Here is a 25828-nt window from a genome sequence, read left to right on the forward strand (position 1 = left end):
TACTTCCACCGTCTTTGTCGGCAAATCAGCCGTTTGAACGACGCGCCGATCCCGAAATACCCATACAAGAGGGTATTGTCTCACTTTGCGGATTGCCATGACCGTCTTCCAACTGAAACAGCTCGCATCCTCCTCCGTCCACGCCGCCGCCGACGCGGTCGGCTGGCATTACGACCGCGCCGAGTTGATCGCCGACGGCGTGATCCACGCGATCGGCGTGCTCTGCGGCATCATTGCCGCGACCGTGCTGGTGGTGCTGACGGTGCTCTATGCCGACGCGACCGACATCGTCGGCGTCGCGATCTACGTCGCCGGCCTACTCTCGATGCTGGTGTTGTCGGCGACCTATAATCTCTGGCCGATCTCACCGGCCAAATGGCTGCTGCGGCGATTCGACCATTCGGCGATCTATCTCCTGATCGCGGCGACCTACACGCCGTTCATCCTGGAGGTGAAGGACAGCGGCTTCGCGCTGGTGCTGCTCACCGGCGTCTGGTGCGTGGCGATGCTTGGCATCGTGCTGAAACTTCTCTACCCCGGCCGGTTCGACCGCGTTGCGGTCGGCATCTATCTCGCCATGGGCTGGAGCGGCATCATGCTCTACGATTCCGTGGTCAAGGCGCTGCCTGCGCTGGTGCTGGGCTTCATCCTTGCGGGCGGCCTGCTCTACAGTTTTGGCGTGATCTTCCATGCCTGGCGGCGGCTGCGCTTCCAGAATGCGATCTGGCACGGCTTTGTCTTGGCCGGCGCGGCATGCCATTATACCGCGGTGCTCGACCTCGTGTTGAGCTGAGCAAGCTCCGCGAAACGGAATAAGCGAAGCGGTATAAGACAAGAGGAGACGTCGCATGCAGGTGACCGGCAAGGTCGTGGTCGTCACGGGCGGCGCCAACGGCATCGGCAAGGCGCTCTGCGAGGCGTTTCACAAGGCGGGTGCGGCCAAGGTGGTCGTCGCCGACATGGACGCGGACAATGCGCGGGCTGTCGCTGCCACGGTGGATGGCGCGGCGTTCAAATGCGATGTCGCGCAGGAAAAGGATATTTCCCACGTCATCGAGGAGACCGAGCGGCAGTTCGGCCCGATCGAATTGTTCTGCTCCAATGCCGGCATCGGCGGCGGTTTTGATCCGATGTCGGTCAATGCCGGCGGCGCCTCGGATGAGCCGTGGCAGCGCAGCTGGGCTATTCACGTCATGGCGCATGTCTATGCGGCGCGGCATCTGATCCCGCGCATGAAGACGCGTGGCGGCGGTTATTTCCTCAACACCATCTCGGCCGCGGGGCTGCTGTCGCAGGTCGGCAGTCCGGCTTACTCCACCACCAAGCATGCCGCGGTCGGCTTTGCCGAAAATCTCGCGATCTCGCACAAGGCGCACAACATCCGTGTCTCGATCCTCTGCCCGCAGGGCGTCGACACCAACATGCTGCGTTCGATTCCGAAGGGCCCGCAATCCGGCGACGGTGACCTCTCGCCCGAGCAGGTCGCGAACGACGTGCTCGCCGGCCTCGCGCAGGAGACGTTCCTGATCCTGCCGCACCCGCAGGTGCTCGGCTACATGCGCAAGAAGACCGAGAATTACGACCGCTGGATCGGCGGCATGGCCAAGATCCAGGCGAGGATGCGGGAAGACTTCGGGACGTAGGGAAGGCGGGCGCCAACACTCGCTGTCGTCCCGGCGAAGGCCGGGACCCATAATCCCAGGGAGTAGTTGTTTGGCTCGGCCGTAAACTCCGAGTCCTCGTGACCACATCCGCCTGTGGGTATGGGTCCCGGCCTTCGCCGGGACGACGCTGGTGGTCACGCCGCCGACTTCACCTCGCCCTCCACCCGGCTCTGCCGCAAAGCCTGCGCATAAAGCATCATCCCTTCCCGCACCGTGCGCTGCTCGGCCTCCGTCAGCGCCGCAAGTGCGCCACTCACCTGCTGCCGTCCGAACGCGTGCAGCGCCTCCAGCGTGCGGCGGCCCTTCGCCGTCAGCGACAGCAGCTTGCTGCGTGCGTCGGCGTCATCGGGCGTCTCCCGCAACTCGCCGCAGTCGATCAGCTTGCGCACCAGGCGGCTGACGCTCGATTTCTCCAGCCGCAGGAAATCGCTGAGCTCGCCCGAATTCATCGGCCCACGAATACCGATCTCCAGGATCGTATGCACGGCCGACGGCGGATAGTCCGATGCCGCCACGGTCGCATCCATGAAGCCGAGCTCGCGCACCATCAGGCGCGAGGCCGCGCGGATGTCGTCGATCAGCGAAAGCCCGGTCATGCTTGACTCCACGCATATAGTTGTATCATACAACTATATGCGTGCAACGGCGCGCGCAAGCGTTTTGGAGTGAGCCATGAGCGGAACTTTGCCGCCGGGAGCGCGGATGAGGGGCAAGGTCTGCCTGGTGACGGGTGGCGGAAGCGGCATCGGCCGTGCCACGGCGTTGCGAATGGCGTCCGAAGGCGCGGAGGCGATTGTCCTGGCGGGCCGACGCGAAGCCGAGATCGACGCCACCGCCGCGGCGTGCCGCGAACTCGGTGCGGATGCCATCGCGATCAAGACCGATATCACGCGCGAAGACGACGTCGCACGCATCGTTGCCACGGCGGTCGAGCGATGCGGCCGGCTCGACGTCGCCTTCAACAATGCCGGCTTCCAGGAGCGCCGCGCGCCGCTGGAGGAGCAGGGCATGGATGTCTATGACAGCGTGTTCGACACCAATGTCCGTGCGCTGTTCCTGTGCCTGCGCCATCAATTGCCGGTCATGCTCGCGAAAGGCCGCGGCAGCATCGTCGTCAACGCCTCCGTCAGCGGCGTGCGCAACCCCAATCCCGGCTTCTCACTCTACTCGGCATCCAAAGCCGCGGCGATCTCGCTGACACGTTCTGCTGCGATGGAGAACGCGCCGCGCGGCATCCGCATCAACGCCATCGCCCCCGGCCGCGTCGTCACCGACATGATGCTGCGCGCCGGTGTCGGCGATGTCGCAACCGTCAGCGCGGGTTTGCCGCTGCGGCGGATGGGGAGCCCGGAGGAGGTGGCCGAGGGGGTGGTGTGGCTATCGTCCGACGCGTCGTCCTATGTCGTCGGGCATGTGCTGGCAGCCGATGGCGGATTCCTGGCGTCTTAGATTTGCGCGGCGGCATTGGCCAAAAAACTGGTGTCGTCCCGGCGAAGGCCGGGACCCATAACCTCAGGGAGACGTTTTGTGAAGATTGGTTGTTCGGGATTGGCGCCGCGCACAATCGATGAATTGCGCGCTATGGGTCCCGGCCTTCGCCGGGACGACGTCGTCAATGCTTCTGCCCGTACAGCACCGGCACCGCCGAATCCACGACCACCTCGACGAGGCTCGTGCCTTCGTGCGCCATCCCGCGCTTGAGCGCCTCGCCGAGCTCAGCTGCCTTGCTCACCCGCACCGCGTGGCAACCCATGCCTTCGGCGAGCCGGACGAAATCGATGCCCGGCAGTTCGAGTCCCGGCACGTTCCTCACCTGCATCACCTGGCTGAACGAGCGCATCGCGCCGTAGCCGGAATTGTTGATGACGACGATGGTGAGCGGCAGCTTGCGCTGCACGGCGGTCCATAGCGCCTGGATCGAATACATCGCCGAGCCGTCGCCGATCAGGCACACCGTGCGGCTGTTCGGCTTGCCGAGCGCCATGCCGACCGCAGCCGGCAGCGAGTAACCGAGGCCGCCGCTCGCCATGGTGTAAAAACTGTCCTGGCCGCGCATCGGCATGAACTTTTGCATCGCCGGTCGGTGCGAGGGGATTTCCTCGACCAGTGACGCGCCATCCGGCATCGCCTGCGACAGCGAATGCAGCAGGAATTCGACCGGCAGCGGATCGCCGGCTTGCGGGGCCGGCGGCAGCGTACGCCCCTTCGGTGCCGCGCGCTTGCTCTCGGGCAGGAGATCGAGCAGCGCCGTGAGCGCCGGCTTCATCGTCGCGATGATGCTGGTTCCGACCGGCGTCACCGCTGCGGCATCCGGGTCATCGGTGATCTGGAAGATCGTCGCGCCGCCGTCGAAGATCGCGGCGTGGCCTTCGACGTGGAAGGTGAACACCGGCGCGCCGATCACGATGACGAGGTCGTGCTCGCGCAGCGCGTCCGACAATTGCGCCGGCGAGGCATGCAGGAAGCCCGCGAACTGGGGATGACGTTCCGGGAACGAGCAGCGCGCCGAAAACGGGCTGACCCAGACACTGGCCCTGGCCTTCTCGGCCACGCGCACCATCAGGTCGACCGCGCCGGCGCGATCGACGCCGGCGCCGACGACGAGGGCAGGGTGTTTGGCCGAACCGAGCGCTGTGACCAGCGCCTTCATCGCATCAGCCTCGGGCCCGATCTCGCGGCTGACCTTGCGGGATTCGACAGGAGCTGCGGCATGCGTCCAGTCGTCGACCGGGATAGAGACGAAGGTCGGCCCGCATGGCGGCTGCATCGCGGTGTAATAGGCGCGCGCGATCGCGGCCGGCACGTCCTCGGGTCGCGCCGGCTCCACGCTGTACTTCACATAAGGCCGCGGGAATTCGGATGCACGCTCCGCATAGAGGAACGCCTGCAACGGGAGGATCGAGCGCGCCTGCTGGCCCGCGGTGATCACCAGCGGCGTCTGGTTGCGATGTGCGGTATAGATGTTGCCGAGCGCGTTGCCGACGCCGGCGGCCGAATGCAGATTGACGAAGCCGGCATTGCGCGTCGCCTGCGCATAACCATCGGCCATGCCGACCGCGGAGGCCTCCTGAAGCGCGAGCACGTAGTCGATATCGTCGGGCCAGTCGCTCAGGAAAGGCAGCTCGGTCGAGCCGGGATTGCCGAACACCTTCTTGATGCCGAAGGAGCGCAGCAGGTCGAGCGTCGCCTGCTTGACGGTGACGGATTTGCTGCCGGTCTTGCCGTTCTTCGCCATGGTTTCCGTCCCCGAATGCTTATTGTCGTGGCGTCATTCCGGGGCGATGCGAAGCATCGAACCCGGAATCTCGAGATTCCGGGTTCATCGCTGCGCGATGCCCCGGAATGACAAACCTACCACACCGCCGTCCCCTTCATCGTCGGCTGCCCCTCCGCGTTCGCGGTCCACAGCTCCATGCCCGCCTCGGTCTCGTTGGCGTTGATGGAGAACTCCGAGCCCTCGAACAGGGGCTGAAGTCCGCGATAGGAGAATTTCTTCGGCGCCTTGCCGCCGTGCAGGTTCGCGGCCATCTCGATGATGAACGTTGCCTGCAACGGGCCGTGGAAGATCAGCCCCGGATAGCCCTCGACCTTGGTGACATAGTCGCGGTCGTAATGGATGCGGTGGCCGTTGAAGGTCAGCGCGGAATAACGAAACAGCAGCACGGGGTCCGAGACATGCGTCTCGCGATGCTGCGCCTTCGGCGGCGGAGGCGGGGCCTTTGCCGGCGCGGGCGTCGTCGTCATCTCGCGATAGACGATGTCCTGCCGCTCGCGGATGGCGATGCCGCGCGGCGAGGAGATGCTGTGCTCGACCGAGACGAAGCACAGCGTGCCGGTCGAGCCTGATTTCACCTGCACGTCCGCAATGCGCGAGGTTCGCGTCGATTCATCGCCGACGCGCAGCGGTTGCAGAAACTCGATCTCGCCACCGGCCCACATCCGGCGCGGCAGCGGCACCGGCGGCAGGAAGCCACCGCGGGTGGGGTGGCCGTCGGGGCCGAGCATCGACATCGGAAACACCGGTTGCGCCAGGCACCAATGCACCGTGAACGGCGCCGCGTCGCCAGCCTTGGGCGAACCGACCTCCTGGAACAGCGTCGCGCGCAGACCCTTCACGAGCTGCGACGTGACGGTGTCGGTCGCCTCATCGCTGCGGCCGATCCATTGCCTGAGATGATCGATGTCGAGCTTCTCGGTCATGACGCCTCGCTCTTGTTGTTACGATTCTTTGGCCGGTCGTTCGCCGATCCCTGGCACGGCACCATAGTTGCGCGTCTCGCCGACGACGATCGGCGCAGGCGCGGGATAGCTGACACGTCCCTGCGGCGTGTCGACCTCGATGCGGCGCAGATGCGGATGCTTGGCGAGGTCGGCCATGGTGTTGACCTCGGCAAAGGCGATGTCGGCGTCGGACAGCCGCTTGAGCAGCTCATCGCGCGTCATCTTGCCGAAGGCATCCGCAACCGTCTTGTCGGTGAAGTCGCGGTTGCGCACGCGCTCGACCATGTTGGCAACGCGGGGATCGGCGGGCAGATCCGGCTGGTCCAGCACTTTTGCGCAAAGCGTCTTCCACTCGCGCTCGCTCTGGATCGAGATCAGAATATCCTTGCCGTCGCTGGACGTGAACACGCCATAGGGCGCGATCGAGGGATGGCGGAGCCCCATGCGCTTCGGCGGATTGCCGGCCTCGGAATTGAGCAGCGGTACGGTGCACCAGTCCGCCATCACGTCGAACATGGAGATACGGATGTCGGCGCCCTTGCCGGTGCGTCCGCGCCCGATCAGCGCCTCCAAAATCGCCGCATGCGCGGTGGCGCCGGTCGCGACGTCGACGATCGACATGCCGACCCGCGAAGCACCATCAGGATTGCCGGTGATCGAGGCAAGACCGCTCTCGGCCTGGATCAGCAAATCATAGGCCTTGCGGTGCGCATAGGGGCCCTCGTCGCCATAGCCGGTGATCGTGCACGAGATCAGTTTTGGATAATCCTTCAGCAGCCGCTCGCGCGAAAAGCCGAGCTTGTCCATCGAGCCCGGCTTGAGGTTCTGGATCAGCACGTCCGCGCTCGCGATCAGCCGCTCCAGCTCGGCGCAGCCCTCCTTGGTGGCGAGATCGACCACGGCGGATTGCTTGCCGCGGTTCAGCCACACGAAATAGCTGCTCTGGCCCTTGGCCGCCGCGTCATAGCCGCGCGCGAAATCGCCTTCCGGCCGCTCGATCTTGATGACCTCCGCGCCGGCATCCGCCAGCCGCGACGAGCAGAACGGCGCCGCCACCGCCTGCTCGACCGCAATCACCCTGATCCCGTCAAGTGCTCCCATGATGGCTGCCTCAGTACGAACGGGGCATGCCGAGGACGTGCTCGGCGATGAAGGACAGCACGAGGTTGGTCGAGATCGGCGCCACCTGATAGAGCCGCGTCTCACGGAATTTGCGCTCGACGTCGTACTCCTCGGCGAAGCCGAAGCCGCCATGGGTCTGGACGCAGGCATTCGCCGCTTCCCACGACGCATCGGCCGCGAGCATTTTTGCCATGTTGGCCTCCGCGCCGCAGTCGAGCCCGGCCTCGTATTTGCGCGTCGCTTCCTTCACCATCAATTCGGCCGCGCGCATCGCAGCGTAGGCCTTGGCGATCGGGAACTGGATGCCTTGATTCTGGCCGATCGGCCGGCCGAAAACGCTGCGCTCCTTGGCGTAATTGGTGGCCTTCGCGATGAACCATTTTGCGTCGCCAACGCATTCGGCCGCGATCAGGATGCGTTCGGCATTCATGCCGGAGAGGATGTAGCGAAAACCCTTGCCCTCTTCGCCGATCAGATTCTCCGCCGGCACCTTCATGTCGGTAAAGAACACTTCGGTGGTGGCGTGGTTCATCATGGTGCGGATCGGGCGGATCTCGAGGCCCTTGTTCTTGGCCTCACGCATGTCGACGATGAACACCGAAAGGCCATCGGTGCGCTTCTTGACCTGGTCCTTCGGCGTGGTCCGCGCGAGCAGGAGCATCAGGTCGGAATGTTCGGCGCGGCTGGTCCAGATCTTCTGGCCGTTGACGACGTAGCCGGCATTGCCGTCCTTGCGCGCAAAGGTCTTCAGCGAAGTGGTGTCGGTGCCGCTGGTCGGCTCGGTGACGCCGAAGGCCTGCAGCCGCAATTCGCCGCTCGCGACCTTCGGCAGATATTTTGCCTTCTGCTCGTCATTGCCGTGCCGCAGCACGGTGCCCATCGTGTACATCTGGGCGTGGCAGCCGCCGCCGTTGCAGCCCGCGCGCTGGATCTCTTCGAGGATCGCCGCGGCGGCTGAAAGCTTCAAGCCCGCGCCGCCATATTCCTCGGGGATCAGCACCGAGAGATAGCCGGCCTCGGTCAGCGCGTCGACGAAGGCCTTGGGGTAGGCCATCTCACGGTCGAGCTTGCGCCAGTATTCGCCGGGAAACTGCGCGCAGAGCTTTGCGACGGCTTCGCGGATGTCGGCGTGATCTTCGGTGTGGTGTTCTTCACTCATGGGGTTTCCCGTATGTGCGGCAGTCAAGATAACGCCGGCCGATCCTCTGGCGTTGTGAAAACAATGCCAGCCCCCTATGCTCATTTGCTATAGCGTATGGAGTAGCCTTCCAGGATTGGCAAGCATGGATTTCCGTCAGCTCAGGACGTTCAGTTGCGTGGCGGAGCTCGGCAGCCTTTCCAAGGCGTCCGATACGTTGCGTGTGGCGCAGCCGGCGCTCTCCAGGCAGATCAAGCTCCTGGAACACGAGCTGCGCACGGAATTGTTCACCCGCAACGGCCGCGGCATGGTGCTCACGGATGCCGGCCGCCTGTTGCTGGCGCGCACCTCCGGCATCGTGCGGCAGATCGACCAGATCCGCGACGACATCCAGTCGTCCAAGGGACCGCCGTCCGGCCAGGTCGTGCTCGGCCTGGTCCCGACAGTGAGCTGCGTGCTGTCGGCGCGCTTCGCGCGGCGTTGCGTCGAAAAGTTTCCCGGCATTTCGCTGCGCATCGTCGAGAGCTACAGCGGCCATCTCGTCGAATGGCTGCATCGCGGCGAGATGGATCTCGCCATCCTCTACGGCCGCTCCGCCGATCTGCATCTCAACGTGGAGAGCCTCGGTCGCGACAACATCGTCGCGGTGGGGCCACGCGGTTGTGGCTTGGCGCGCAAGAAGAGCGTCGATGTCGGCTGGCTGCTGCGGCAACGGCTGGTGCTGCCAAGTCATTCCCACGGCCTCCGTGCGCTGATTGAGCACGCGGCGGCGCAACGCAAGATCAAGCTCAACGTCCAGCTCGAGGCGGATTCGTTCCGCGTGCTCACGAGCCTCGTCGAAGAAGGCCTCGGCTTCGCGCTGCTGCCGCCCTCGTCGGTCCACGGCGAGGTCGCGGACGGCCGGCTGGAAACGGCTGTCGTCTCGAAGCCGATGACGCGCGAGCTCATATTCGCCTCTCCGATCGACCGCCCGGTCTCGACGGCCTCGGTTGCCGTCACCGCCCTCCTGCGCGAGGAGGTCGCCGCCTGCCGCAAGGACGGCGTGTGGGACATCAAGTTGAGTTAGATGTGCCGGTGTCGTAGAACAGTCGCGCGCGATCTCGCCTTCGCATCTGGCGCGACCTGTCATGCCGGAATTTTATAGCTGAGTGTTCCCGCGTTCACCGCTGGGGCTTCGAGGCGCACAAGTCGCCAAAATCTCGTCATTGCGAGCGTATCGAAGCAATCCAGGAATCTCTCCGCGGTGACAAGTCTGGATTGCTTCGCTGCGCTCGCAATGACGGAGGATGAGTCTACCCCGGAATCCTCACCGGCAGCGACTCGTATCCCTTGATGAAGCTCGAATAGATCCGCTTGGGCTCGCCGACCACCTCGATGCGGTCGAAGCGTTTCAGCATCTCTTCCCAGACGATCTTGAGCTGGAGCTCGGCGAGGCGCATGCCGACGCAGCGGTGGATGCCGAAGCCGAAGGAGAGGTGGGTGCGCGGCCGCGGGCGGTCGATGACGAACTCGTTCGGCCTTTCGAACATCTCCTCGTCGCGGTTGCCCGAGACGTACCACATCACGACGCGGTCGCCCTTCTTGATGTGCTTGCCGCCAACTTCGGTGTCCTGCAGCGCGGTGCGCCGCATATGCGCGAGCGGGGTCTGCCAGCGGATCACCTCGGGCACCATGGAATCGATCAGTTCCGGGTTGGCACGCAGCCTGTCGTACTGCTCCGGATTCTCGTTCAATGCCAGCACCGAGCCGGTCATGGTGTTGCGCGTGGTGTCGTTGCCGCCGACGATGAGCAGGATGATGTTGCCCATGAGATTGTCGGGATCCATGAATCGCGTGGCGTCGTTGTGCGCCATCAGCGACAGCAGATCGTTGCGCGGCGCGGAGTTGACGCGCTCGTTCCAGAGCTTGGACATGTAGGCGTAGCATTCGTCCATCTCGCGGCGGCGCTCTTCGGCGGAGGCAACGATGCCGCTCTTGGGCAGCGCGGTCGCGACATCGGACCAGCGCGTCAGCTTGCGCCGTTCTTCCCAGGGGAAGTCGAACAGGGTGGCCAGCATCTGCGTCGTCAGCTCGATCGAGACGCGCTCGACGAAATTGAAGGTCTCGTTGCGCGGCAGGTTATCGAGCACGGTCTGCGAGCGCTGGCGGATCAGTTTCGCCAGCTCGTCCAGATGCGTCGGCGTGAACATCGGCGACACCGTCTTGCGCTGCGACGAATGACGCGGCTGGTCCATGGCGATGAAGCTCGGCCAATCATAGCCTTCCGGCACGTCGCGGATTCCGATGCCGCCGAGCGTCGAGTCGGAGGAGAACAGGCCGTGGTTGGTGTCGACATGCATGATGTCGTCGTACTTGACCACCGACCAATACGGCTCGATCGGCGCGTTGGTGCAGTAATGCACCGGCTCTTCCTTGCGCAGCCGCTCGAACCACGGCCACAGGGTGTCGTCCTGGAACAGCCTCGGCGCGCCGGGGTGGAACTGCGCCAGCGGTGTCGCATAGGCCTCCTCGCGAGCCCTGCGCATGCGTTCGGCGTTGTCCACTTTAACCGGCGCTTGGATGTTCATGGTGGGTTGCTCCAGTTGCTTGCTTAACCTCTCCCGCGTGCGGGAGAGGGGCGCAGCTTCTTGTGGACGTGTCGAACTCATCTTTGCGAATCTAAGCCGCAATCTTGACCGGCAAGGCTTCAAGACCCTTCACGAAACTCGAATAGACCCGCTTGGGTTCGCCGACCACCTCGATATGGTCGAATCGCTTGAGGATCTCTTCCCAGATAATCTTGAGCTGGAGTTCGGCAAGCCGCAAGCCGACGCAGCGGTGGATGCCGAAGCCGAATGAGAGATGCGTGCGCGGCCGCGCGCGGTCAATGATGAATTCGTAGGGCTTTTCGATCGCGTCGGCGTCGCGGTTGCCCGAAACGTACCACATCACGACCTTGTCACCTTTCTTGATCTGCTTGCCGCGGAACTCGAAGTCCGCAAGCGCGGTGCGCCGCATATGGGCCAGCGGCGTCTGCCAGCGGATCACTTCCGGCACGAAGCTGTCGAGCAGCGCGGGGTTGTCGCGCAGCTTGCGATATTGCTCCGGATGCTGGCTCAGTGCGTCGAGCGAGCCGGACATGGTGTTGCGGGTGGTGTCGTTGCCGCCGACGATCAGAAGGATCAGATTGCCGAGGAAGTTCTTCGCGTCCATGTCGCGCGTCGCGGCACCATGTGCCATCATCGACAACAGGTCGCTCTTCGGCGGCTGCGCGATGCGCTCCTTCCACAGCCGCGTGAAATAGCCCGCGCATTCCGTCAGCTCGGCCTGACGCTCGTCTTCGGTGGCGACGAGGCCGTCGGGTCCGGGAATGGTGGTCGCGATGTCCGACCAGCGCGTCAACTTGCGGCGGTCCTCCCAGGGGAAGTCGAACAGCACGGCGAGCATCTGCGTGGTGAGCTCGATCGAGACGCGGTCGACCCAGTCGAACACCTCGCCACGCGGCAGATTGTCCAGGCACTCCGCCGAGCGCTGGCGGATGCTCAGCGCGAGATTGTCCAGATGCGTCGGCGTGAACATCGGCGCCACGGTCTTGCGCTGCGCCGCGTGGCGCGGCGGGTCCATCGAGATAAAGCTCTCGCGGCGCAGATCCGGATCGATGTCGCGGATGGTGATGCCGCCGAGCGAGGAGGCCGAGGAGAACACCGAATGATTGGTCTCGATCTCCATGATGTCGTTGTAGCGCGTCACCGACCAATACGGCCCGAACATCGAGTCCTTGCAATAGTGCACGGGATCTTCGCGGCGCAGGCGATCGAAATAGGGCCAGAACGTATCGGTCCTGAACAGCTCGGGGTCGCCTGGATCGAACTGCTCCAGCGGCAGTGACGTTGCGCGTGCGCGTAACGCGTCGAGCTTCGCCGCGCTTTCGATGGTCCCATGCATGACCGCTCTCCCTGACATGAACCGCGCGTTCTCGTTGAATTCTGCGCTGCGGTATTTGATTTGCAATTACAACCCGTTGTCGGCGCCGGAGCAAGGGCGAGTTTTGCCAAGATCTCGCCGGTAGCCCGGATGGAGCGTAAGCGTAATCCGGGATTCGGGCGGCCACTGCCGCTGTCCCGGATTGCGCTTCGCTCCATCCGGGCGACGCGACATTCGCGAACGTGATCTCGCGCACGCCCTCGGCCGCGGAATCGTGCCAGAAATCGACCCGAATCGAGCCAAATCGAACCCGCCCATCTTGGGCATCGACTAATCTCTGATCTATAGTTTGATCGAACCAGATCCGCATCCCGAGGTTGCCGCCGTGAACGACATGCAATGGGCCCCCATCGGCTCCGAGCCCTTACCTCCGCCGCTGCCGCCCACGCGGGTCGATTTCACCGGCAACCGCACCGAGTTTCGCAAATTGGTCACCAAGGGTGCCATGCTCGAGCTCGTCACCTTCGGCTTCTACCGGTTCTGGCTCGTCACCGACATCCGCCGTCATCTCTGGGCGAACACCGCGGTCGACGGCGATGCCGCCGAATATACCGGGCGGGCCAGGGAGCTTCTGGTCGGCTTTCTGTTCGCGCTCGCGATCCTGGTGCCGATCTACCTCGCCTACTTCCTTGTCGGCATCGAGTTCGAGCGCTGGCAGGGCTTTGCCTCCACGCCGCTGTTCATCAGCTTCTACGCCTTCGGTCAGTTCGCGATCTTTCGCGCGCGGCGCTATCGCCTGACGCGCACGGTCTGGCGCGGCGTGCGGTTCTGGATGGACGGATCGGGCTGGGCCTATTCGTTCCGCGCCATGCTGTGGGGCTTGCTGGTGTTTCTGACGCTTGGTCTCGCATTGCCGTGGCGCGAGGCTTCGCTCGAACGCTACAAGATGCGGCACACCCATTACGGCGATTTGCGCGGCGATTTCGAAGCCGACGGCTGGACGTTCTTCAAGCGGGGCTGGTGGCTGTGGCTGCTGAGCCCGATCGCGCTCGTCATTTTCCCCCTCGCTCCGTTCGTCTATGCCGAGTTCAAGGCGCGCGAATGGCGCTGGTGGCTCGACGGCATTCGCATCGGCGGCGTCAGCCTGTCCTCGGAGTTGCCGCACAACGCATTTTACGGCCTGTACTGGAAGGTGGTCGGCTGGTGGCTGCTGCTCTCGACCATTTTCGGCTTCTATATTGGCGGTGCCACCATGCTCGTCGTCCAGCTGAGCGGCGTTCCGGCCGACGAAGTCTTCGGCCCCGGAAATGCCTCCAGAAGCATCCCGATGCTGGTGATGATGGTCATCGGCTACTTCGCCGTCGCCCTTGCGGTCAACATCGTCATGCGGGTCTATCTCCAGCGCGATCTCTGGGCCAAGGTGCTGGAAACCGTCGAGGTGCACAACATCGCCGCCGCCGCGGATGTGCGTGGCAGTGCCGAGCTTGCCAGCGCGCTGGGCGAAGGCTTTGCCGATGGACTCGATGTCGCGGGATTCTGAGCTGTGAGTGACGTATTCGCCGAGGCCCCGGCGCAGTCCGCGAAGCCGACGATCTTCTTCGATGGCGTGTCGAGCCGCAGAAGGCAGGTGACGCTGACGCTCAGCGACGCGCTCGAGATCGTCGAAGAGGGCGGGACGTCCGTTCGCTGGGCCTATGCCGACATCCGCCGCGCCGACAGCCCGCCCGGCATTTTGCGGCTCGCCTGCGCTTCCGCGCCGCCGCTGGCGCGGCTGGAAATCCGCGACGCTCTGCTCGCGTCGGACGTGACCGCGCGCTGCATGCGGCTCGACGACCACCAGACCTCGCGTCGCGGCGTCGCAAAGATCGTCGGCTGGTCGATGGCTGCCGCCGTCTCCATCGTCTGCGTCGTGCTGTTCGGCGTGCCACTCGCTGCCGACCGCCTCGCGCCGCTGGTGCCGAAACCAATCGAGCGGCGCATCGGCGATGCGTCGGAGGTTCAGGTGAAGACCATCTTCGGCCGCAATGTATGCGAGGATGCGGCGGGGAAAGCGGCGTTCATCAAACTCGTCAATCGGCTGCGCGATGCCGCCGGCCTCGACGACGATTCTATGACCGCGGGCGTGCTGCCGACCCCGGTGCCGAACGCGTTCGCGCTGCCCGGCGGCAAGGTCTTTGTGCTGAAGGGCCTGCTCGACAAGGCCGAAAGCCCGGACGAGCTCGCCGGCATCCTCGCCCACGAGCTCGGTCATCTCAAGCATTACGACAACATGCGCGGCCTGATCTACAACGGCGGCACCTCGTTCCTGATCGGCCTGTTGTTCGGCGACGTCACCGGCTCGAGCGCCGTGATCTTCGCCTCGCGCAGCGTGGTCGAGGCCTCCTATTCCCGCGAAGCCGAGACCGCTGCGGATACGTTCGCCATCGAGATCATGCATAAGCTCGGCCGTTCGCCGAAGCCTGCGGCCGAGCTGATGTTCCGCATCACCGGCAAGGAAGGCGGCGGCCTCACGTCGATCCTGGCGAGCCATCCGTTGACCGAGGACCGCCTCGCCCGCATGACGAAAGAAGACCGCCCCGCCAGCGGTCCGCCGCTGCTGACCGATGCGGAGTGGCAGTCGCTGAAGGGGATCTGCGGCAGCGGCAAGATCTGAATCTCTCGCCGCCCCGCGTTGGCCCCGCGCCAAATCATCCGTCGGCGAGGAACGATCGCTCGGGGAGTGGTTATCCCCCGATAGACAGCGGGAATGTTCCTCATGGCTTACAGTCGTTTCGTCACGATGATCGCGGCTTCCACCGTGATCATGTTTGGTCTGATGTATCTCAACACCTTCGCTCTCGATCACGTCTGGTACAGCCAGACCCGGACGTGGATGGCGTTGCTGATGGGCGCCGTCATGGCCGCCGTGATGCTGGGCTTCATGTGGGGCATGTACAGGAACCGCACGGCGAATCTCGCCATTCTGGCCGCCAGCGCCGTCGTGTTTGCGGTTTCGCTCTGGCTCGTTCGAAGCCAGCAGACCGTGACCGATGTTGCCTATATGGAGGCGATGATCCCGCATCATTCCATCGCGGTTCTCACCAGCGAGCGTGCGCACATCAGGGATCCCCGCGTCCGCAAGCTGGCCGACGACATCATCGAAGCCCAGGTGCGCGAGATCGGCGAAATGGAACGGTTGATCGCCGACCTCAAGGAGAAGCCCGCGCCCGCGGACGCGAAGGATCTGCCGCCGCGGCCGCCGACCTGACGAAGCGGCCCTCGTATCACTTTGCCGGGGCGGCCGGATTGGTCGAGCCCGTGGTGACGCTCGGCGCGTTGGTCGGGCTGGTGGTGGTCGTCTGGGGACCGACATCGCGTCCATTGTAGAAGAAGGCGGCCGCGACCACGGCGATCACGAAGATCGCGCCGATAGCCCAGCCCACCGGGCTGTTGCGGCGTGCTCTGTCTACTCTGCGGTCGTCATCCTGATAGGTCATCATGCTCTCCATCGTAGAGCAGGAAAACCTTGCGCGAGCGAAGCTGTTCCTAATGTGGCGCGGTTTGCAGGCCGGCGCCTATCGCGTCCCGTAGGCGCGGTCGCCGGCGTCGCCGAGCCCCGGCAAAATGAAACCGTTCTCGTCGAGACCTTCGTCGACCGCGGCCGTCCAGATCGGGACGTCCGGATGCAGTCCGCGCAGCCGTTCGAGCCCTTCGGGGGCGGCGATCAGGCAGGCGAGGCGAATATCCTTGGCGCCGCGCTCCTTCAGCCGGTCGATCGCGGCCACAGCGGTGTTGGCGGTCGCCACCACCGGCGTCACCACGATGGCCAGGCGTTCGCCGAGATCGGACGGCGATTTGAAGAAATACTCGACCGCCGCAAAACTGTGCGGCTCACGATAGAGCCCGATATGCGCGACGCGCGCCGTCGGCACCAGGTCCATCATGCCGTCGACGAAGGTGGTGCCCGCGCGCAGCATCGGCACGAAGACCAGCTTCTTGCCCGCGATCTTGGCCGAATGCATCGTCGCCAGCGGCGTTTCGATAACGGTATCGGCGAGTGGCAGGTCGCGCGTCACCTCGTAGCACAGCAGCATGCCGATCTCCTTGATCAGCTCCCGAAACGATTTGGTCGAGATCGATTTGTCCCGCACCAGGGTCAGCTTGTGCTGCACCAGCGGATGATCGACGATCGTGACGCCTTGCATGACGGGATGCTCCTGAAATTGATCGATGCGCAATGCGACGCGTTTGGATTACGCGTTAGAAAACCGTGCCGTCGCTGATCACCTTGAGCGGCGGCGAACCATCGGGGCGGCGCGCGAAGGCGATGGCGCGGCCCGCGGCCCAGGTGCCGCCTTCCAGAATGCTGGCGAGCGGCAATGTCTCAGGCGTGCGGCCGAGTTTTGCGCGGACCAAATCGGCCAGCCGGTCCAGCAGCGCCACCGTCAGCGCGCGCCACTCGACGACGAGCAGTGAGTCCACCTCATGCGCACGCTCGGCATCGGCGGCGTCGCGCAGGCGCAACACCTCGTGATCGACGAACAGGCCGCCGTTGCGATATTCGGCAAGTCCGGTCAGGCCATCGATGTCGGTGACGTCGAACCCGGCGCGCTGGAGCGGCTCGATCAACGAATAGCTCAGCCATTGCGACAGCTTGTGCAGGGGCACGAGGCTCGAGGTCGCATCGCTGGTCTTGATCGCCGGATGGCGCCAGCAATCGCCGAGCGGAATTCCGGCAAGCTCGAGTCGCGACGGCCAGATCGGTCCGAGCTGGTTCAGCACCGCCGAGAGGATCGTGGGCGCGGGGACCGCGCCGCCCTTCGCCAGCGCCGCGATGTGATCGAACAAGCCGCCCGGCCGCGGCGTGTCGTGCGAGCCGAACACGTCCGCGCGCTCCGCCACTAGCTTGCCCAAGCGCCGCAGCAGATCGGTCCGTCCCTCGAGCCCGAGCAGCGGATTGGTATCGTTCACCTGAAAGGCGGAGGTGAGGGAGGCGAGGGGCAGTTTAGCAAGGATGTCCGCATCGGCCCTGAAAGGCGCGCGGGGATCGTGGGAAAAAAGACCGCTCGCAAACATGTCGAGACTTGCAATCGCGAGTCCCTCGGATCGGCCGATGTCTTGCTCCGTCGTCACGTCGCGATATCGCCACGCCGCGCCCGCACCGGCATCAAGCAGCACGCTGACGATGGCAAGGTCGAACTCCGCGCGCGCCCGCGCGGCGCGATCCGGCCACGGGGCCGCGTCCGCGAGCCGCGCCCATCGGTTGACGCCGCCAAGCACGAAATGGCGCCAGCGCGCATGAAAGGGAATCTCCAGCGTCGGATAGGCTTTTCGCGTGACAGCCAACACGGCGTCGGCAACGCCGTCCATGCGATCGAGATCGATCGTGAAATGCGTCAGCCCGCCGTTCAGGCCGATCTCGAACATCTCGCCGGCACGCGCACGAACCGCTGCTGCGCTGAGCAGCGAACGGGCCTGCAATTCCAAAGCCTCTGCCATCAATCGATCAGTATTTTTCCAGCGAACGCCCGACCACGCCGTCGACGTCCTTCTCCGGCGCGATGTCGGTGGAGTAATAGCCGGCGGCCTTCTTCGCGGCGATCTCGACATAGGCGTCGGCGGGAATGAGCTCGGGCGGGATCGGCACGCGCTCGACGATGTCGATGCCCTGCGAGGTCAACGCGTCATGCTTCATGTCGCTCATCGAGAGGAAGCGGTCGATGCGCTTCAGGCCGAGCCAGTGGATGGTATCGGGCATCAATTGCTGGAAGCGCGCGTCCTGGACGCCGGCGACGCATTCGGTGCGCTCGAAATAGGCGGCGGCCGCGTCGCCGTCCTCCTGGCGCTTGCGCGCGTTGTAGACCAGGAATTTCGTGACCTCGCCGAGCGCGCGGCCTTCTTTGCGATTGTAGATCACGAGCCCGAGCCCGCCCTCCTGCGCGCCGCGCGCGGACTCCTCGATGCCGTGAATGAGGTAGGGCCGGCAGGTGCAGATGTCGGAGCCGAACACGTCGGAGCCGTTGCACTCGTCATGCACGCGGCAGGTGATCTTGGTGCGATGGTCCGGCAGTTTTGTCACATCGCCGAACATATACACGGTGGTGCCGCCGATCGGCGGCAGGAACACCTTCATGTCCGGCCGGGTCACCAGTTCGGGGAACATGCCGGCGGTCTGCTCGAACAGCGTGCGCCGCAGCTCGGTCTCGTTGGTCGCGAAGCGTTCCGCAAGGCCCGGCAGATACCAGACCGGATCGATCGCGATCTTCACCACCGACACGCTGCCATTGGCATGCACGACGTCGCCGTCGGCGCGTAGGCGCTTGGCGGCGAGCGCCTCGCGGATCTCCGGCAGGTCCAGTCGCGCACGCGTCACCGCGATGCTCGGCCTGATGTCGGAACCCTCGGCGATCTCCTTGCCGAAATTCTCGGCGACGAGATGCCCCCAGGGATCGAGTGCGACGATTTTTGCGGGATCGCTCCATTGCGGGAACGGCCCGATGGTCGCGGCCGGAAAGGTGTTGGTGAGATCGGGCCTACGGATCGGATCGAGCGCGCCGGCGGACACCGCGAGCGCGCGGTACATCGCATAGGACCCGCCATGGCTGCCGATCACGTTGCGATCCCCGGCGCGCGACACCGTGCCGATGATCGGCCCGCGGGCCCGTGCGTCGGCGGCGCCCCAGTGGATCGGGAAGGCCGCCTTCCGGCCCGGCTCCGGATGGGAGGTGAGGCGGATGTGGTCGGTACGGTTCGCTCGGCTCATGACCAAACTCCCAAAAAGCCAACGGCCCGCCGCTCGGACGGGCCTGGCTCTGCGGCGTTGCCGGTGCGGTCACCGGCGACGCAATCCAACATATTGTAGCGGCCAGCCACGACAGACAAGTTAATCGTGCTGCACAGGGCAGGCGGCTCGCGGCCAAATCCCCGTCATCACCGAGCCGGCAGGGGCTGCGTGAGAGCCACGCCACCACACTGGCCGACCTCGATGAAATCGCTGTAAGGCGATGAAGTAATTATGTTTTTCGTGCTTTCAAGGGGCGGTGCACGGCTTGCGTGGCGGGCGTCGAGTTTCCGGACAAAACGTGTCATCAAACCAAACGTACAGATCGCCTTTGCCCGATCGCCTGCCTCATCGTCTTCCCTGGAGACCGCCATGCCCGCCGCCGCCTACATCGATCCCCGCAACGGACAGCTCTATCCGCTCGACCAGCCGCGCTGGTGCTCGGACGAGCGCACGCCGCTGCTGGTGACGCCGGGGGAAGGGATGTCGCGGGAGGAGATCGAGCCGCGCACGCGATCGCTCTGGCGCTACCGGGCGGCGCTGCCGGTCGAGATCAAGACTCCGATCACGCTCGGCGAAGGCTGCACGCCGCTGGTCCAGCAGGCCTGGGGCGAGCTGCGCCCGTTCTTCAAGCTTGAATGGTTCAACCCCACCGGCAGCTTCAAGGACCGCGGCTCCGCCGTGATGCTGTCCTTTCTTCGGCAGATCGGCGTCGAGGCCATTCTGGAGGACTCGTCGGGCAATGGCGGCTCGTCGATGGCGGGGTTAGGTGCCGCCGGCGGCATGCGCGTGAAGATTCTCGCGCCTGCATCGACGTCGCCGGCCAAGATCGCGCAGGTCCGCGCCTATGGCGCCGCGGTGCAGCTGGTCGAGGGCCCGCGCGAGGAATCGGAGGCCGAGGCCATCCGGCAGTCCAGCCAGACCTTCTACGCCAGCCACAACTGGCAGCCGTTTTTTCTCGAAGGCACCAAGTCGCTCGCCTATGAGATCTGGGAAGATCTCGGCTTTCGCGCCCCCGACAACGTCATCGTCCCCGTCGGTGCCGGCAGCTCTCTGCTCGGTTGCGCCTTTGGTTTCCGTGAGCTGTTGAAAGCCGGTCAGATCACCAAGCTGCCGCGCCTGTTTGCGGCGCAGCCGCTCCATTGCTCGCCGATCGATGCAAGCTTCAAGGCGGGCGTCGATACGCCTGTCGCGCGCGAGGTGAACAAGACCATCGCCGAAGGCACTGCGATCAAGCATCCGCTGCGCCTGCGCGAGATCATCGGCGCGTTGCGTGAGAGCGGCGGCGGCACCATCGCGCTCACCGAGGATGAGATCGTCGCCGCGCTGCGGCGTCTTGCGCGGCAGGGCCTGTTTGCCGAGCCGACCAGCGCAAGTGCTGCCGCCGTGGTGGACAAACTATCCGCCACCGGTGCCATCAAGGCGAACGAGACCACCGTCGCGGTTCTCACCGGCACCGGCCTCAAGGCCGCGACCATCGTTGCCGATCTCGTGCAATAGGACCGCGAGGAGGCGAAGCCGTCGCCGTCATGGGCCCGCGTTGAACCTTTGGCATCCCTCGTCAGCCTCATGGAGATTGACATCGAGCGAAGGGAGAGTTCCATGACCGCGCAAGACCCGTTTGCTGGTTTCAAGGCAGTCCAGAAGGAAGCCTGGTCGCTGTTCACGCCGATGGAGGTGTTCACGACGCCCTCGGCCGCCAAGCTCGTGAGTTTCGCCGGGGTCGCGACCGGCCAAAGGCTGCTCGACGTCGGCTGCGGCACCGGCGTCGCCGCGATCACGGCGGCGCGCCGCGGAGCGAAGGTCAGGGGTCTCGACCTGTCGCCTGTCCTGGTCGAGCGCGCCCGCGAGCACGCGCAGCTGGCGAACCTCGATCTCGACTTCACCGAAGGTGACGCCGAAAGCCTGCCCTACGGCGACAACGAGTTCGACGTCGTGCTCAGCCAGTTCGGCCACATGTTCGCGCCGCGCCCCGAGGTCGCCATCGGCGAGATGCTGCGCGTGCTCAAGCCCGGCGGCACCATCGCCTTCTCCACCTGGCCGCCGCATCTCTATGTCGGGCGGATGTTCGCGTTGATCGGCCGCCATCTGCCGCCGCCCGAGGGCGTGGCATCACCGGTGTCGTGGGGCGATCCGAAGATCGTCGCCGAACGTCTCGCGGGGAAAGTGAAGGACATCGCCTTCGACATGGACATCATGACACCGTCCGCACTCAGCCCGCAGCATTTCCGCCGCACCATGGAAACGACGATCGGGCCTTTGATCAAGCTCGTCGCCCAGTACAAGGACGAGCCGGACAGGCTGCGGAGTTTTCGCAGCGAGTTCGAGGCGCTGATCTCCGAATATTTCGACGGAAGCAACAACGTGATGCGCCAGCAATTTTTGATGTCGAAGGCAAGGAAGGCGTGAGGCGGCGTTGACGGTGACTTCCCTTCTCCCCTTGCGGGAGAAGGTGGCGCGAAGCGCCGGATGAGGGGTTCTATCGGCGAACTAGGACGTGAAAGATTTACGTGCGGAGAGAGACCCCTCATCCGTCTCGCCGCTACGCGGCGAGCCACCTTCTCCCGCAAGGGGAGAAGGTGGAAGTTCTCTACTCCTTCAGTTCGTTCACCCGCTTCACCCAGATGCGCACATCTGTGAGCACGTCGGGCAGCACCGCCTTGACCTCATGTATGGTCATGCCGGCCTTGATGCGGGGATCGTAGAGCAGGTTGAGGATGTACTGGTCGTAGACGTCGAAATAGCCCATCGAGACGTTGTCGTTGAACATGGTCCAGGGCACGCTCGCGGTGTCGTTGATCGGGCCGAGCGATTGCAGCAGCTCCTCATAGGCGCAGTCGAGAAAGGTGAAATCGCCGTTGTCGACGGTGAGGATGACGTCGGAATGCTCGATCTCGAAATTGTCGTTCTTGCGAAACCCTGACAGGCATTGCGGATCGAGCGAGGTGCGGATCTCGCGGGCCTTCTCCGCACCGTAGAAGCTCGAGATGGTGCGGAACAGATCGCGGTCGCGCACGAGCTTCACTCGCACATTCGCCGCCTCGCTGCTGTCGATCATGGCGATGTCGAGATGCTGCACGCGCTTGCCGATGTCGGCCACGACCTTTGCGAGCTGCGCCTTGCGGTCGGCGCGGTCGCTCTCGGCGAACACGCGCACCGGCCCGTCGAACTTGCGGATGCGGTCGACACGGCCGGCAAGGTGGTATTCGGCGCCGAACGCCGTCTTGAGAAAGCCATCGACGATCTCGCCGTCGGTAAAGCTCTTCTTCTCGGCGCGCTGGCGCGAGGCGATCGCGGGCAATTCGCCCGCGACGACGATGGTAGCGGTGTCAGGGGCAAACGCGACGGTGGCGAGCGCCAGCAGGGCGATGCGAAAGCCGGACGAAGGCAGGGCCATTGCGCTCATTGCCGGGCGACGCTGCCGTATTCGGAAGCGACGCACAAGGCCGCATATTCACGCGCCCTGCGGGTTCCTGCTCTAGTTGTTCAGCACGACCACGGTGGTGCCGACCCCGACGCGGCCGTAGAGGTCGCTGACGTCCTCGTTGGTCATGCGGAAGCAGCCCGAGGACACCGCCTGGCCGATCGTCTCCGGCTCGTTGGAGCCGTGGATCCGGTAGAGCGTCGAACCCAGATACATCGCGCGCGCACCGAGCGGATTCTCGACGCCGCCCTTCATATGACGCGGCAGGTCCGGCCGGCGGGCCAGCATCTGCGACGGCGGCGTCCAGTCCGGCCATTCCTTCTTGGCGGTGATCCTGTGCACGCCGCCCCAGCGGAAGCCGTCGCGGCCGACGCCGATGCCGTAGCGCAGGGCCTGGCCGTTCTGGAGCACCAGATAGAGCCGGCGCTCCGAGGTGTTCACCACGATCGTGCCGGGGGCGTAATTGCCGTTATACATGACGGTGGTACGGGGGACCGGGCTCGAGCCGCCGCGGAAGAAATTCGGGCCGCCGCCCATGATGTCGCGCGAGTCGAACTCCTCGGCGAAGGCGCCGCCGGCGGTAGCCGACAGCAGTGCGATGGCGGCAAGCGGCGCGGCAAAAAACCGGATCATTGTTCCCCCAGCAAAAAAATCGATTCAACTGAAGTCACAGGCCATATTTGCGAGCTTTCCGCAAGCCACGGCACCGTGAGGGAGGCATCCTTAATGAACGGCGTTACCAAATCGGCAACCATGCCAATTTGCCGGAAAGCATTAGCCAAACGGGCGCATCGCAGGGCGGCGATGCCGGCTATTGCTTTGACGAGACGAGCGAACAATGATTGATCGGACGGATTGTTGGAACATTGCCGGTTGCAGGAGCTGACGGATGAACGGTGCGGAAAGTCTGGTGCGGACGATGGTCGAGGGCGGGGTCGACGTCTGCTTCTCCAACCCCGGCACCTCCGAGATGCATTTTGTCGCAGCGCTGGACCGCGTGCCCGGCATGCGTTGCGTGCTCGGCCTGTTCGAAGGCGTGGTGACCGGCGCCGCCGACGGCTATTTCCGCATGAAGGGCACGCCGGCCTCGACGCTGCTGCATCTCGGTCCCGGCCTCGCCAACGGCCTTGCCAATCTGCACAACGCCAAGAAGGCGAATTCCGGCATCGTCAACATCGTCGGCCAGCACGCCGTCTACCACATCGGCTACAACGCGCCGCTGACCTCCGACATCGAGGGTCTGGCCCGGCCGATGTCCTCCTGGGTCCGGACCTCGCCGGACTCCAAATCGGTCGCCGCCGACGGTGCCGCGGCGATCGCCGCCGCCAAGAGCGCGCCGCCGCAGATCGCGACCCTGATCCTGCCTGCCGACACCGCCTGGAACGAAGCGGACGGCATCGCCGAGGTTCCGGCCGAGCAGCAGCGCGCGAGCTATTCGCCGCAGGCGGTCGAGCAGGCCGCAAAGATCCTGCACGGCGACGGCGAGGGCACGCTGCTGCTGATGACCGGCAGTGCGCTGAGCGAGCAGGGCCTGGCGCTGGCCGAGCGCATCGCCGCCAAGACCGGCTGCACCGTGATGGGCCCGACCTTCCGTCCCAGAATGGCGCGCGGCCGCGGCCGCTTCTCGATCGATCGCATCCATTACGTGATCGACAACGCGCTGCAGATGCTGGCGAGGTTCCGCCATATCGTGCTGGTCGAGTCCGACGATCCCGTGGCCTTCTTCGCCTATCCGAACAAGCCGAGCATCCTCAAGCCCGAAGGCTGCGACGTGCATCGCATGACCTCTTGGGGTGAGAATTCGGTGGCAGCGCTGGAGGCGCTCGCCGGCGCGGTGAAGGCCAGCGCGAAGGACGTCAAGCCGCAGGCCTCGGCCGAGCTGCTCAAGCCGACCGGCGCACTGACCCACGCCTCGATCGCGCAGTCGATCGCCTATGCGATCCCCGAGAATGCGATCCTGGTCGACGAATCCCTCACCACCGGCCGCGCCTTCTTCCCGCCGACGGCGGCGGCTGCTCCGCACGACTGGCTCCAGAACATGGGCGGCTCGATCGGCTTCTCGACGCCGCTCTCGATTGGTGCCGCGATCGCCTGCCCGGACCGCAAGGTGATCTGCATGGTCGGCGACGGCAGCGCGATGTACACGATCCAGTCGCTGTGGACCCAGGCTCGTGAAAACCTCAACATCGTCACCATCGTGTTCGCCAATCGCATCTACCAGATCCTGCGCGGCGAGTTCGACAATGTCGGCGCCGGCGAGCCCGGCCAGCGCGCCAACGACATGCTTCGCCTCGACCGGCCGACGCTGGATTTCGTGGCGCTGGCCAAGGGCATGGGCGTGCCCGGCCGCGCCGTTACCAACGCGGACGAGTTCAACAAGGCGCTGGCCGAAGCCGTCGCCGAGCCCGGTCCGCGGCTTATCGAAGTCCAGATGTGATATCTGATTGGCGCGCCGCGATTCCGGCCCTCATGTAGCCCGGATGGAGCACAGCGTAATCCGGGACATTGTGCGTTTTGCGAGAACCCGGATTGCGCTACGCTCCATCCGGGCTACTCACGGCTTTGAAATGGAGCGCCGAGTGGCCGGGGGGCAAGATGCAGACCGAGCTGAACAAGGTGATCGCGGCGCTCCGGGACTTCTACGCCCACGAAGCATTCCTGTTCGAGAAGGACATCGGCGAGCGTGCCATCACGCACCGCTTCGCTGTATATCTGGAGAAGCAATTCTCCGGCTGGTCGGTCGATTGCAACTACGACCGGCTCGGCGAACGTACGCTGCATCTGCCGCACGGCACCATCATCTCGACCGACGATCACCTGGGCAAGTCGATCTATCCTGACGTCGTCGTGCATCAGCGCGAGATCCCGAACAATCTGCTGACCGTGGAGATCCGCAAGGCGAGCAATCACACCGCGCTTGATCACGACCAGCATAAGCTGATGGCGCTGACCGATGCGCATGTCTGGTTCGCCTTCTGGATCGGCGTGCTGCTGGTGCTGGACAAGAACAACGTGACGATCTCGGAAGTCTATGTCAGCGGCGTCCTTGAGCAACCGCTGTCGCGCTGGCTCGCGACCCGGCTGGAGGAGATCGGCCTGAGGGCTGCGCGTTAAGGCGAGTGCCGAGATTGTCGCGTTTAATTCAGCTATTGCTTTGAGTCATAATCCAAGGGCGATCTCGGCCCATTTCAACATGCGGTCGCTATTGAGGAATGACAGCACCGCCGGCTCCAGTGACGCGGTCGCGCCCGGTGCGAGCAAAGCCGTCGCGGCTACCATGTCGCAGCGTTGATTGAAGGCGAGTGAGAGCGCGGCCTTGGGGTTCCCTTCGACGCGATATGCCCGGCTGCGGCCGCGCATCGGACCGACGACGATCTCTCGGCCGGCAGCCGTCGGCGTTGCCCTCCCAATCAGCGCCAGGTCGCCCATCTGTTCGAGGTCGCCGTCGTCGGCGACTCCGGTAGCGCAGTTGCAAAAGCCGAGCTTGGGGCGAACGTAGAGCTGGACCTCGCCGCCGCAATCTTCGGCCTTGCAGCGGAACGCTTTTCCTTTCCCCCAGGGGTCCGCGCCGAAAGGCCAGTCGATTTCCGTCCACA

At 64.7% G+C, this 25828-nt stretch carries 26 protein-coding genes; 11 read left to right on the forward strand and 15 right to left on the reverse strand.

All coding sequences use genetic code 11. The features are described 5' to 3' along the window. Positions 1-97 precede the first annotated feature (97 nt). Together GWG67_RS32730 and GWG67_RS32735 are read left to right on the forward strand one after the other, a co-directional pair. On the forward strand, positions 98-793 hold the full coding sequence (locus tag GWG67_RS32730) for a hemolysin III family protein (protein WP_275173638.1): 696 nt from the start codon (positions 98-100) through the stop codon (positions 791-793). 55 nt (positions 794-848) lie between these two features. Further along, positions 849-1643 (forward strand): SDR family oxidoreductase, encoded by a 795-nt coding sequence (locus GWG67_RS32735; protein ID WP_275173639.1) that lies wholly within the window; start codon positions 849-851, stop codon positions 1641-1643. A 155-nt stretch (positions 1644-1798) separates the two neighbouring features. Here GWG67_RS32735 and GWG67_RS32740 read toward each other — a convergent pair whose 3' ends face one another. After that, complete coding sequence (locus tag GWG67_RS32740) at positions 1799-2260, reverse strand: MarR family winged helix-turn-helix transcriptional regulator (RefSeq protein WP_275173640.1); 462 nt, start codon at positions 2258-2260, stop codon at positions 1799-1801. 76 nt (positions 2261-2336) lie between these two features. Here GWG67_RS32740 and GWG67_RS32745 point away from each other — a divergent pair, with 76 nt between their 5' ends. Then, the gene (locus GWG67_RS32745) at positions 2337-3113 is read left to right on the forward strand and encodes an SDR family NAD(P)-dependent oxidoreductase (protein WP_275173641.1); all 777 of its coding nucleotides are present in this window, start codon (positions 2337-2339) and stop codon (positions 3111-3113) included. 163 nt (positions 3114-3276) lie between these two features. On the opposite strand, the gene mdlC is transcribed toward GWG67_RS32745, so the two are convergent. From mdlC to GWG67_RS32765, 4 genes are all read right to left on the reverse strand, one after another. Beyond that, the gene (gene mdlC / locus GWG67_RS32750) at positions 3277-4899 is read right to left on the reverse strand and encodes a benzoylformate decarboxylase (RefSeq protein ID WP_275173642.1); all 1623 of its coding nucleotides are present in this window, start codon (positions 4897-4899) and stop codon (positions 3277-3279) included. Positions 4900-5015: 116 nt separating this feature from the next. Further along, positions 5016-5864: a MaoC family dehydratase N-terminal domain-containing protein gene (locus GWG67_RS32755; RefSeq protein ID WP_275173643.1), complete on the reverse strand. Its 849-nt coding sequence runs from the start codon at positions 5862-5864 to the stop codon at positions 5016-5018. Between the two features lie 18 nt (positions 5865-5882). Next, positions 5883-6986, reverse strand: coding sequence for a CaiB/BaiF CoA-transferase family protein (locus tag GWG67_RS32760; protein WP_275173644.1), 1104 nt, complete (start codon positions 6984-6986; stop codon positions 5883-5885). Between the two features lie 10 nt (positions 6987-6996). Continuing rightward, positions 6997-8166, reverse strand: coding sequence for an acyl-CoA dehydrogenase family protein (locus tag GWG67_RS32765; protein ID WP_007614510.1), 1170 nt, complete (start codon positions 8164-8166; stop codon positions 6997-6999). Between the two features lie 124 nt (positions 8167-8290). Here GWG67_RS32765 and GWG67_RS32770 point away from each other — a divergent pair, with 124 nt between their 5' ends. Continuing rightward, entirely contained in the window at positions 8291-9211 is a 921-nt protein-coding gene (locus tag GWG67_RS32770) for a LysR substrate-binding domain-containing protein (protein WP_275173645.1), read from the forward strand. Positions 9212-9437: 226 nt separating this feature from the next. Here GWG67_RS32770 and GWG67_RS32775 read toward each other — a convergent pair whose 3' ends face one another. Next, the gene (locus GWG67_RS32775; RefSeq protein ID WP_275173646.1) at positions 9438-10712 is read right to left on the reverse strand and encodes a cytochrome P450; all 1275 of its coding nucleotides are present in this window, start codon (positions 10710-10712) and stop codon (positions 9438-9440) included. 91 nt (positions 10713-10803) lie between these two features. Next, the gene (locus GWG67_RS32780; RefSeq protein WP_275173647.1) at positions 10804-12069 is read right to left on the reverse strand and encodes a cytochrome P450; all 1266 of its coding nucleotides are present in this window, start codon (positions 12067-12069) and stop codon (positions 10804-10806) included. Positions 12070-12433: 364 nt separating this feature from the next. Here GWG67_RS32780 and GWG67_RS32785 point away from each other — a divergent pair, with 364 nt between their 5' ends. The 3 genes from GWG67_RS32785 (at position 12434) to GWG67_RS32795 (ending at position 15295) form a co-directional block, all read left to right on the forward strand. Continuing rightward, the gene (locus GWG67_RS32785) at positions 12434-13588 is read left to right on the forward strand and encodes a YjgN family protein (RefSeq protein WP_275173665.1); all 1155 of its coding nucleotides are present in this window, start codon (positions 12434-12436) and stop codon (positions 13586-13588) included. 3 nt (positions 13589-13591) lie between these two features. Then, positions 13592-14701 carry a M48 family metallopeptidase gene (locus tag GWG67_RS32790; protein ID WP_275173648.1) on the forward strand — a complete coding sequence of 370 codons (1110 nt, stop codon included), beginning with the start codon at positions 13592-13594 and terminating at the stop codon, positions 14699-14701. 102 nt (positions 14702-14803) lie between these two features. After that, positions 14804-15295 carry a DUF305 domain-containing protein gene (locus GWG67_RS32795; protein ID WP_275173649.1) on the forward strand — a complete coding sequence of 164 codons (492 nt, stop codon included), beginning with the start codon at positions 14804-14806 and terminating at the stop codon, positions 15293-15295. A gap of 16 nt (positions 15296-15311) precedes the next feature. On the opposite strand, the gene GWG67_RS32800 is transcribed toward GWG67_RS32795, so the two are convergent. The 4 genes from GWG67_RS32800 to GWG67_RS32815 form a co-directional block, all read right to left on the reverse strand. After that, on the reverse strand, positions 15312-15527 hold the full coding sequence (locus GWG67_RS32800; protein WP_275173650.1) for a hypothetical protein: 216 nt from the start codon (positions 15525-15527) through the stop codon (positions 15312-15314). 75 nt (positions 15528-15602) lie between these two features. Then, positions 15603-16232: a uracil phosphoribosyltransferase gene (upp, locus tag GWG67_RS32805; protein ID WP_027520210.1), complete on the reverse strand. Its 630-nt coding sequence runs from the start codon at positions 16230-16232 to the stop codon at positions 15603-15605. A gap of 55 nt (positions 16233-16287) precedes the next feature. Beyond that, complete coding sequence (locus GWG67_RS32810) at positions 16288-17526, reverse strand: URC4/urg3 family protein (protein ID WP_275173651.1); 1239 nt, start codon at positions 17524-17526, stop codon at positions 16288-16290. A 7-nt stretch (positions 17527-17533) separates the two neighbouring features. Continuing rightward, positions 17534-18790 carry a GTP cyclohydrolase II gene (locus GWG67_RS32815; RefSeq protein WP_275173652.1) on the reverse strand — a complete coding sequence of 419 codons (1257 nt, stop codon included), beginning with the start codon at positions 18788-18790 and terminating at the stop codon, positions 17534-17536. Between the two features lie 390 nt (positions 18791-19180). Here GWG67_RS32815 and GWG67_RS32820 point away from each other — a divergent pair, with 390 nt between their 5' ends. Both GWG67_RS32820 and GWG67_RS32825 read left to right on the forward strand, forming a co-directional pair. Beyond that, entirely contained in the window at positions 19181-20308 is a 1128-nt protein-coding gene (locus GWG67_RS32820; protein WP_275173653.1) for a threonine synthase, read from the forward strand. 102 nt (positions 20309-20410) lie between these two features. Continuing rightward, a complete protein-coding gene (locus tag GWG67_RS32825) occupies positions 20411-21217 on the forward strand; it encodes a class I SAM-dependent methyltransferase (RefSeq protein WP_275173654.1) in 807 nt (268 codons plus the stop codon). Positions 21218-21398: 181 nt separating this feature from the next. On the opposite strand, the gene GWG67_RS32830 is transcribed toward GWG67_RS32825, so the two are convergent. The 3 genes from GWG67_RS32830 to GWG67_RS32840 all read right to left on the reverse strand — a co-directional run bounded on the left by GWG67_RS32830 (position 21399) and on the right by GWG67_RS32840 (position 23071). Next, positions 21399-22214, reverse strand: a complete 816-nt coding sequence (locus tag GWG67_RS32830) for a DUF2927 domain-containing protein (RefSeq protein ID WP_275173655.1) — start codon at positions 22212-22214, stop codon at positions 21399-21401. Between the two features lie 72 nt (positions 22215-22286). Continuing rightward, complete coding sequence (locus GWG67_RS32835; protein ID WP_275173656.1) at positions 22287-22865, reverse strand: L,D-transpeptidase; 579 nt, start codon at positions 22863-22865, stop codon at positions 22287-22289. After that, positions 22862-23071, reverse strand: a complete 210-nt coding sequence (locus tag GWG67_RS32840) for a hypothetical protein (RefSeq protein ID WP_275173657.1) — start codon at positions 23069-23071, stop codon at positions 22862-22864. Before GWG67_RS32840 ends, GWG67_RS32835 begins: the two co-directional genes overlap by 4 nt. A 50-nt stretch (positions 23072-23121) precedes the next feature. Between GWG67_RS32840 and GWG67_RS32845 the strand changes: the two genes are divergently transcribed. Further along, the gene (locus GWG67_RS32845) at positions 23122-24669 is read left to right on the forward strand and encodes an acetolactate synthase large subunit (RefSeq protein WP_275173658.1); all 1548 of its coding nucleotides are present in this window, start codon (positions 23122-23124) and stop codon (positions 24667-24669) included. Between the two features lie 158 nt (positions 24670-24827). After that, complete coding sequence (locus GWG67_RS32850; RefSeq protein WP_275173659.1) at positions 24828-25346, forward strand: hypothetical protein; 519 nt, start codon at positions 24828-24830, stop codon at positions 25344-25346. 45 nt (positions 25347-25391) lie between these two features. Here GWG67_RS32850 and GWG67_RS32855 read toward each other — a convergent pair. Next, positions 25392-25828: hypothetical protein (locus GWG67_RS32855; protein ID WP_275173660.1), on the reverse strand; the 437-nt coding region annotated here is incomplete at its 5' end.

The sequence above is a fragment of the Bradyrhizobium sp. CSS354 genome, assembly GCF_029051725.1.
Taxonomy (GTDB): Bacteria; Pseudomonadota; Alphaproteobacteria; order Rhizobiales; family Xanthobacteraceae; genus Bradyrhizobium.

Coding starts and splice junctions, on each gene's coding strand:
- GWG67_RS32795 (WP_275173649.1), top strand. CDS start 14,804: ATGGCTTACAGTCGTTTCGTCACGATGATCGCGGCTTCCACCGTGATC.
- GWG67_RS32770 (WP_275173645.1), top strand. CDS start 8,291: ATGGATTTCCGTCAGCTCAGGACGTTCAGTTGCGTGGCGGAGCTCGGC.
- GWG67_RS32730 (WP_275173638.1), top strand. CDS start 98: ATGACCGTCTTCCAACTGAAACAGCTCGCATCCTCCTCCGTCCACGCC.
- GWG67_RS32820 (WP_275173653.1), top strand. CDS start 19,181: ATGCCCGCCGCCGCCTACATCGATCCCCGCAACGGACAGCTCTATCCG.
- mdlC (WP_275173642.1), bottom strand. CDS start 4,899: ATGGCGAAGAACGGCAAGACCGGCAGCAAATCCGTCACCGTCAAGCAG.
- GWG67_RS32800 (WP_275173650.1), bottom strand. CDS start 15,527: ATGATGACCTATCAGGATGACGACCGCAGAGTAGACAGAGCACGCCGC.
- GWG67_RS32740 (WP_275173640.1), bottom strand. CDS start 2,260: ATGACCGGGCTTTCGCTGATCGACGACATCCGCGCGGCCTCGCGCCTG.
- GWG67_RS32735 (WP_275173639.1), top strand. CDS start 849: ATGCAGGTGACCGGCAAGGTCGTGGTCGTCACGGGCGGCGCCAACGGC.
- GWG67_RS32825 (WP_275173654.1), top strand. CDS start 20,411: ATGACCGCGCAAGACCCGTTTGCTGGTTTCAAGGCAGTCCAGAAGGAA.
- GWG67_RS32835 (WP_275173656.1), bottom strand. CDS start 22,865: ATGATCCGGTTTTTTGCCGCGCCGCTTGCCGCCATCGCACTGCTGTCG.
- GWG67_RS32765 (WP_007614510.1), bottom strand. CDS start 8,166: ATGAGTGAAGAACACCACACCGAAGATCACGCCGACATCCGCGAAGCC.
- GWG67_RS32775 (WP_275173646.1), bottom strand. CDS start 10,712: ATGAACATCCAAGCGCCGGTTAAAGTGGACAACGCCGAACGCATGCGC.
- GWG67_RS32810 (WP_275173651.1), bottom strand. CDS start 17,526: ATGGCAGAGGCTTTGGAATTGCAGGCCCGTTCGCTGCTCAGCGCAGCA.
- GWG67_RS32830 (WP_275173655.1), bottom strand. CDS start 22,214: ATGAGCGCAATGGCCCTGCCTTCGTCCGGCTTTCGCATCGCCCTGCTG.
- GWG67_RS32780 (WP_275173647.1), bottom strand. CDS start 12,069: ATGCATGGGACCATCGAAAGCGCGGCGAAGCTCGACGCGTTACGCGCA.
- GWG67_RS32755 (WP_275173643.1), bottom strand. CDS start 5,864: ATGACCGAGAAGCTCGACATCGATCATCTCAGGCAATGGATCGGCCGC.
- GWG67_RS32845 (WP_275173658.1), top strand. CDS start 23,122: ATGAACGGTGCGGAAAGTCTGGTGCGGACGATGGTCGAGGGCGGGGTC.
- GWG67_RS32815 (WP_275173652.1), bottom strand. CDS start 18,790: ATGAGCCGAGCGAACCGTACCGACCACATCCGCCTCACCTCCCATCCG.
- GWG67_RS32760 (WP_275173644.1), bottom strand. CDS start 6,986: ATGGGAGCACTTGACGGGATCAGGGTGATTGCGGTCGAGCAGGCGGTG.
- GWG67_RS32850 (WP_275173659.1), top strand. CDS start 24,828: ATGCAGACCGAGCTGAACAAGGTGATCGCGGCGCTCCGGGACTTCTAC.
- GWG67_RS32745 (WP_275173641.1), top strand. CDS start 2,337: ATGAGCGGAACTTTGCCGCCGGGAGCGCGGATGAGGGGCAAGGTCTGC.
- upp (WP_027520210.1), bottom strand. CDS start 16,232: ATGCAAGGCGTCACGATCGTCGATCATCCGCTGGTGCAGCACAAGCTG.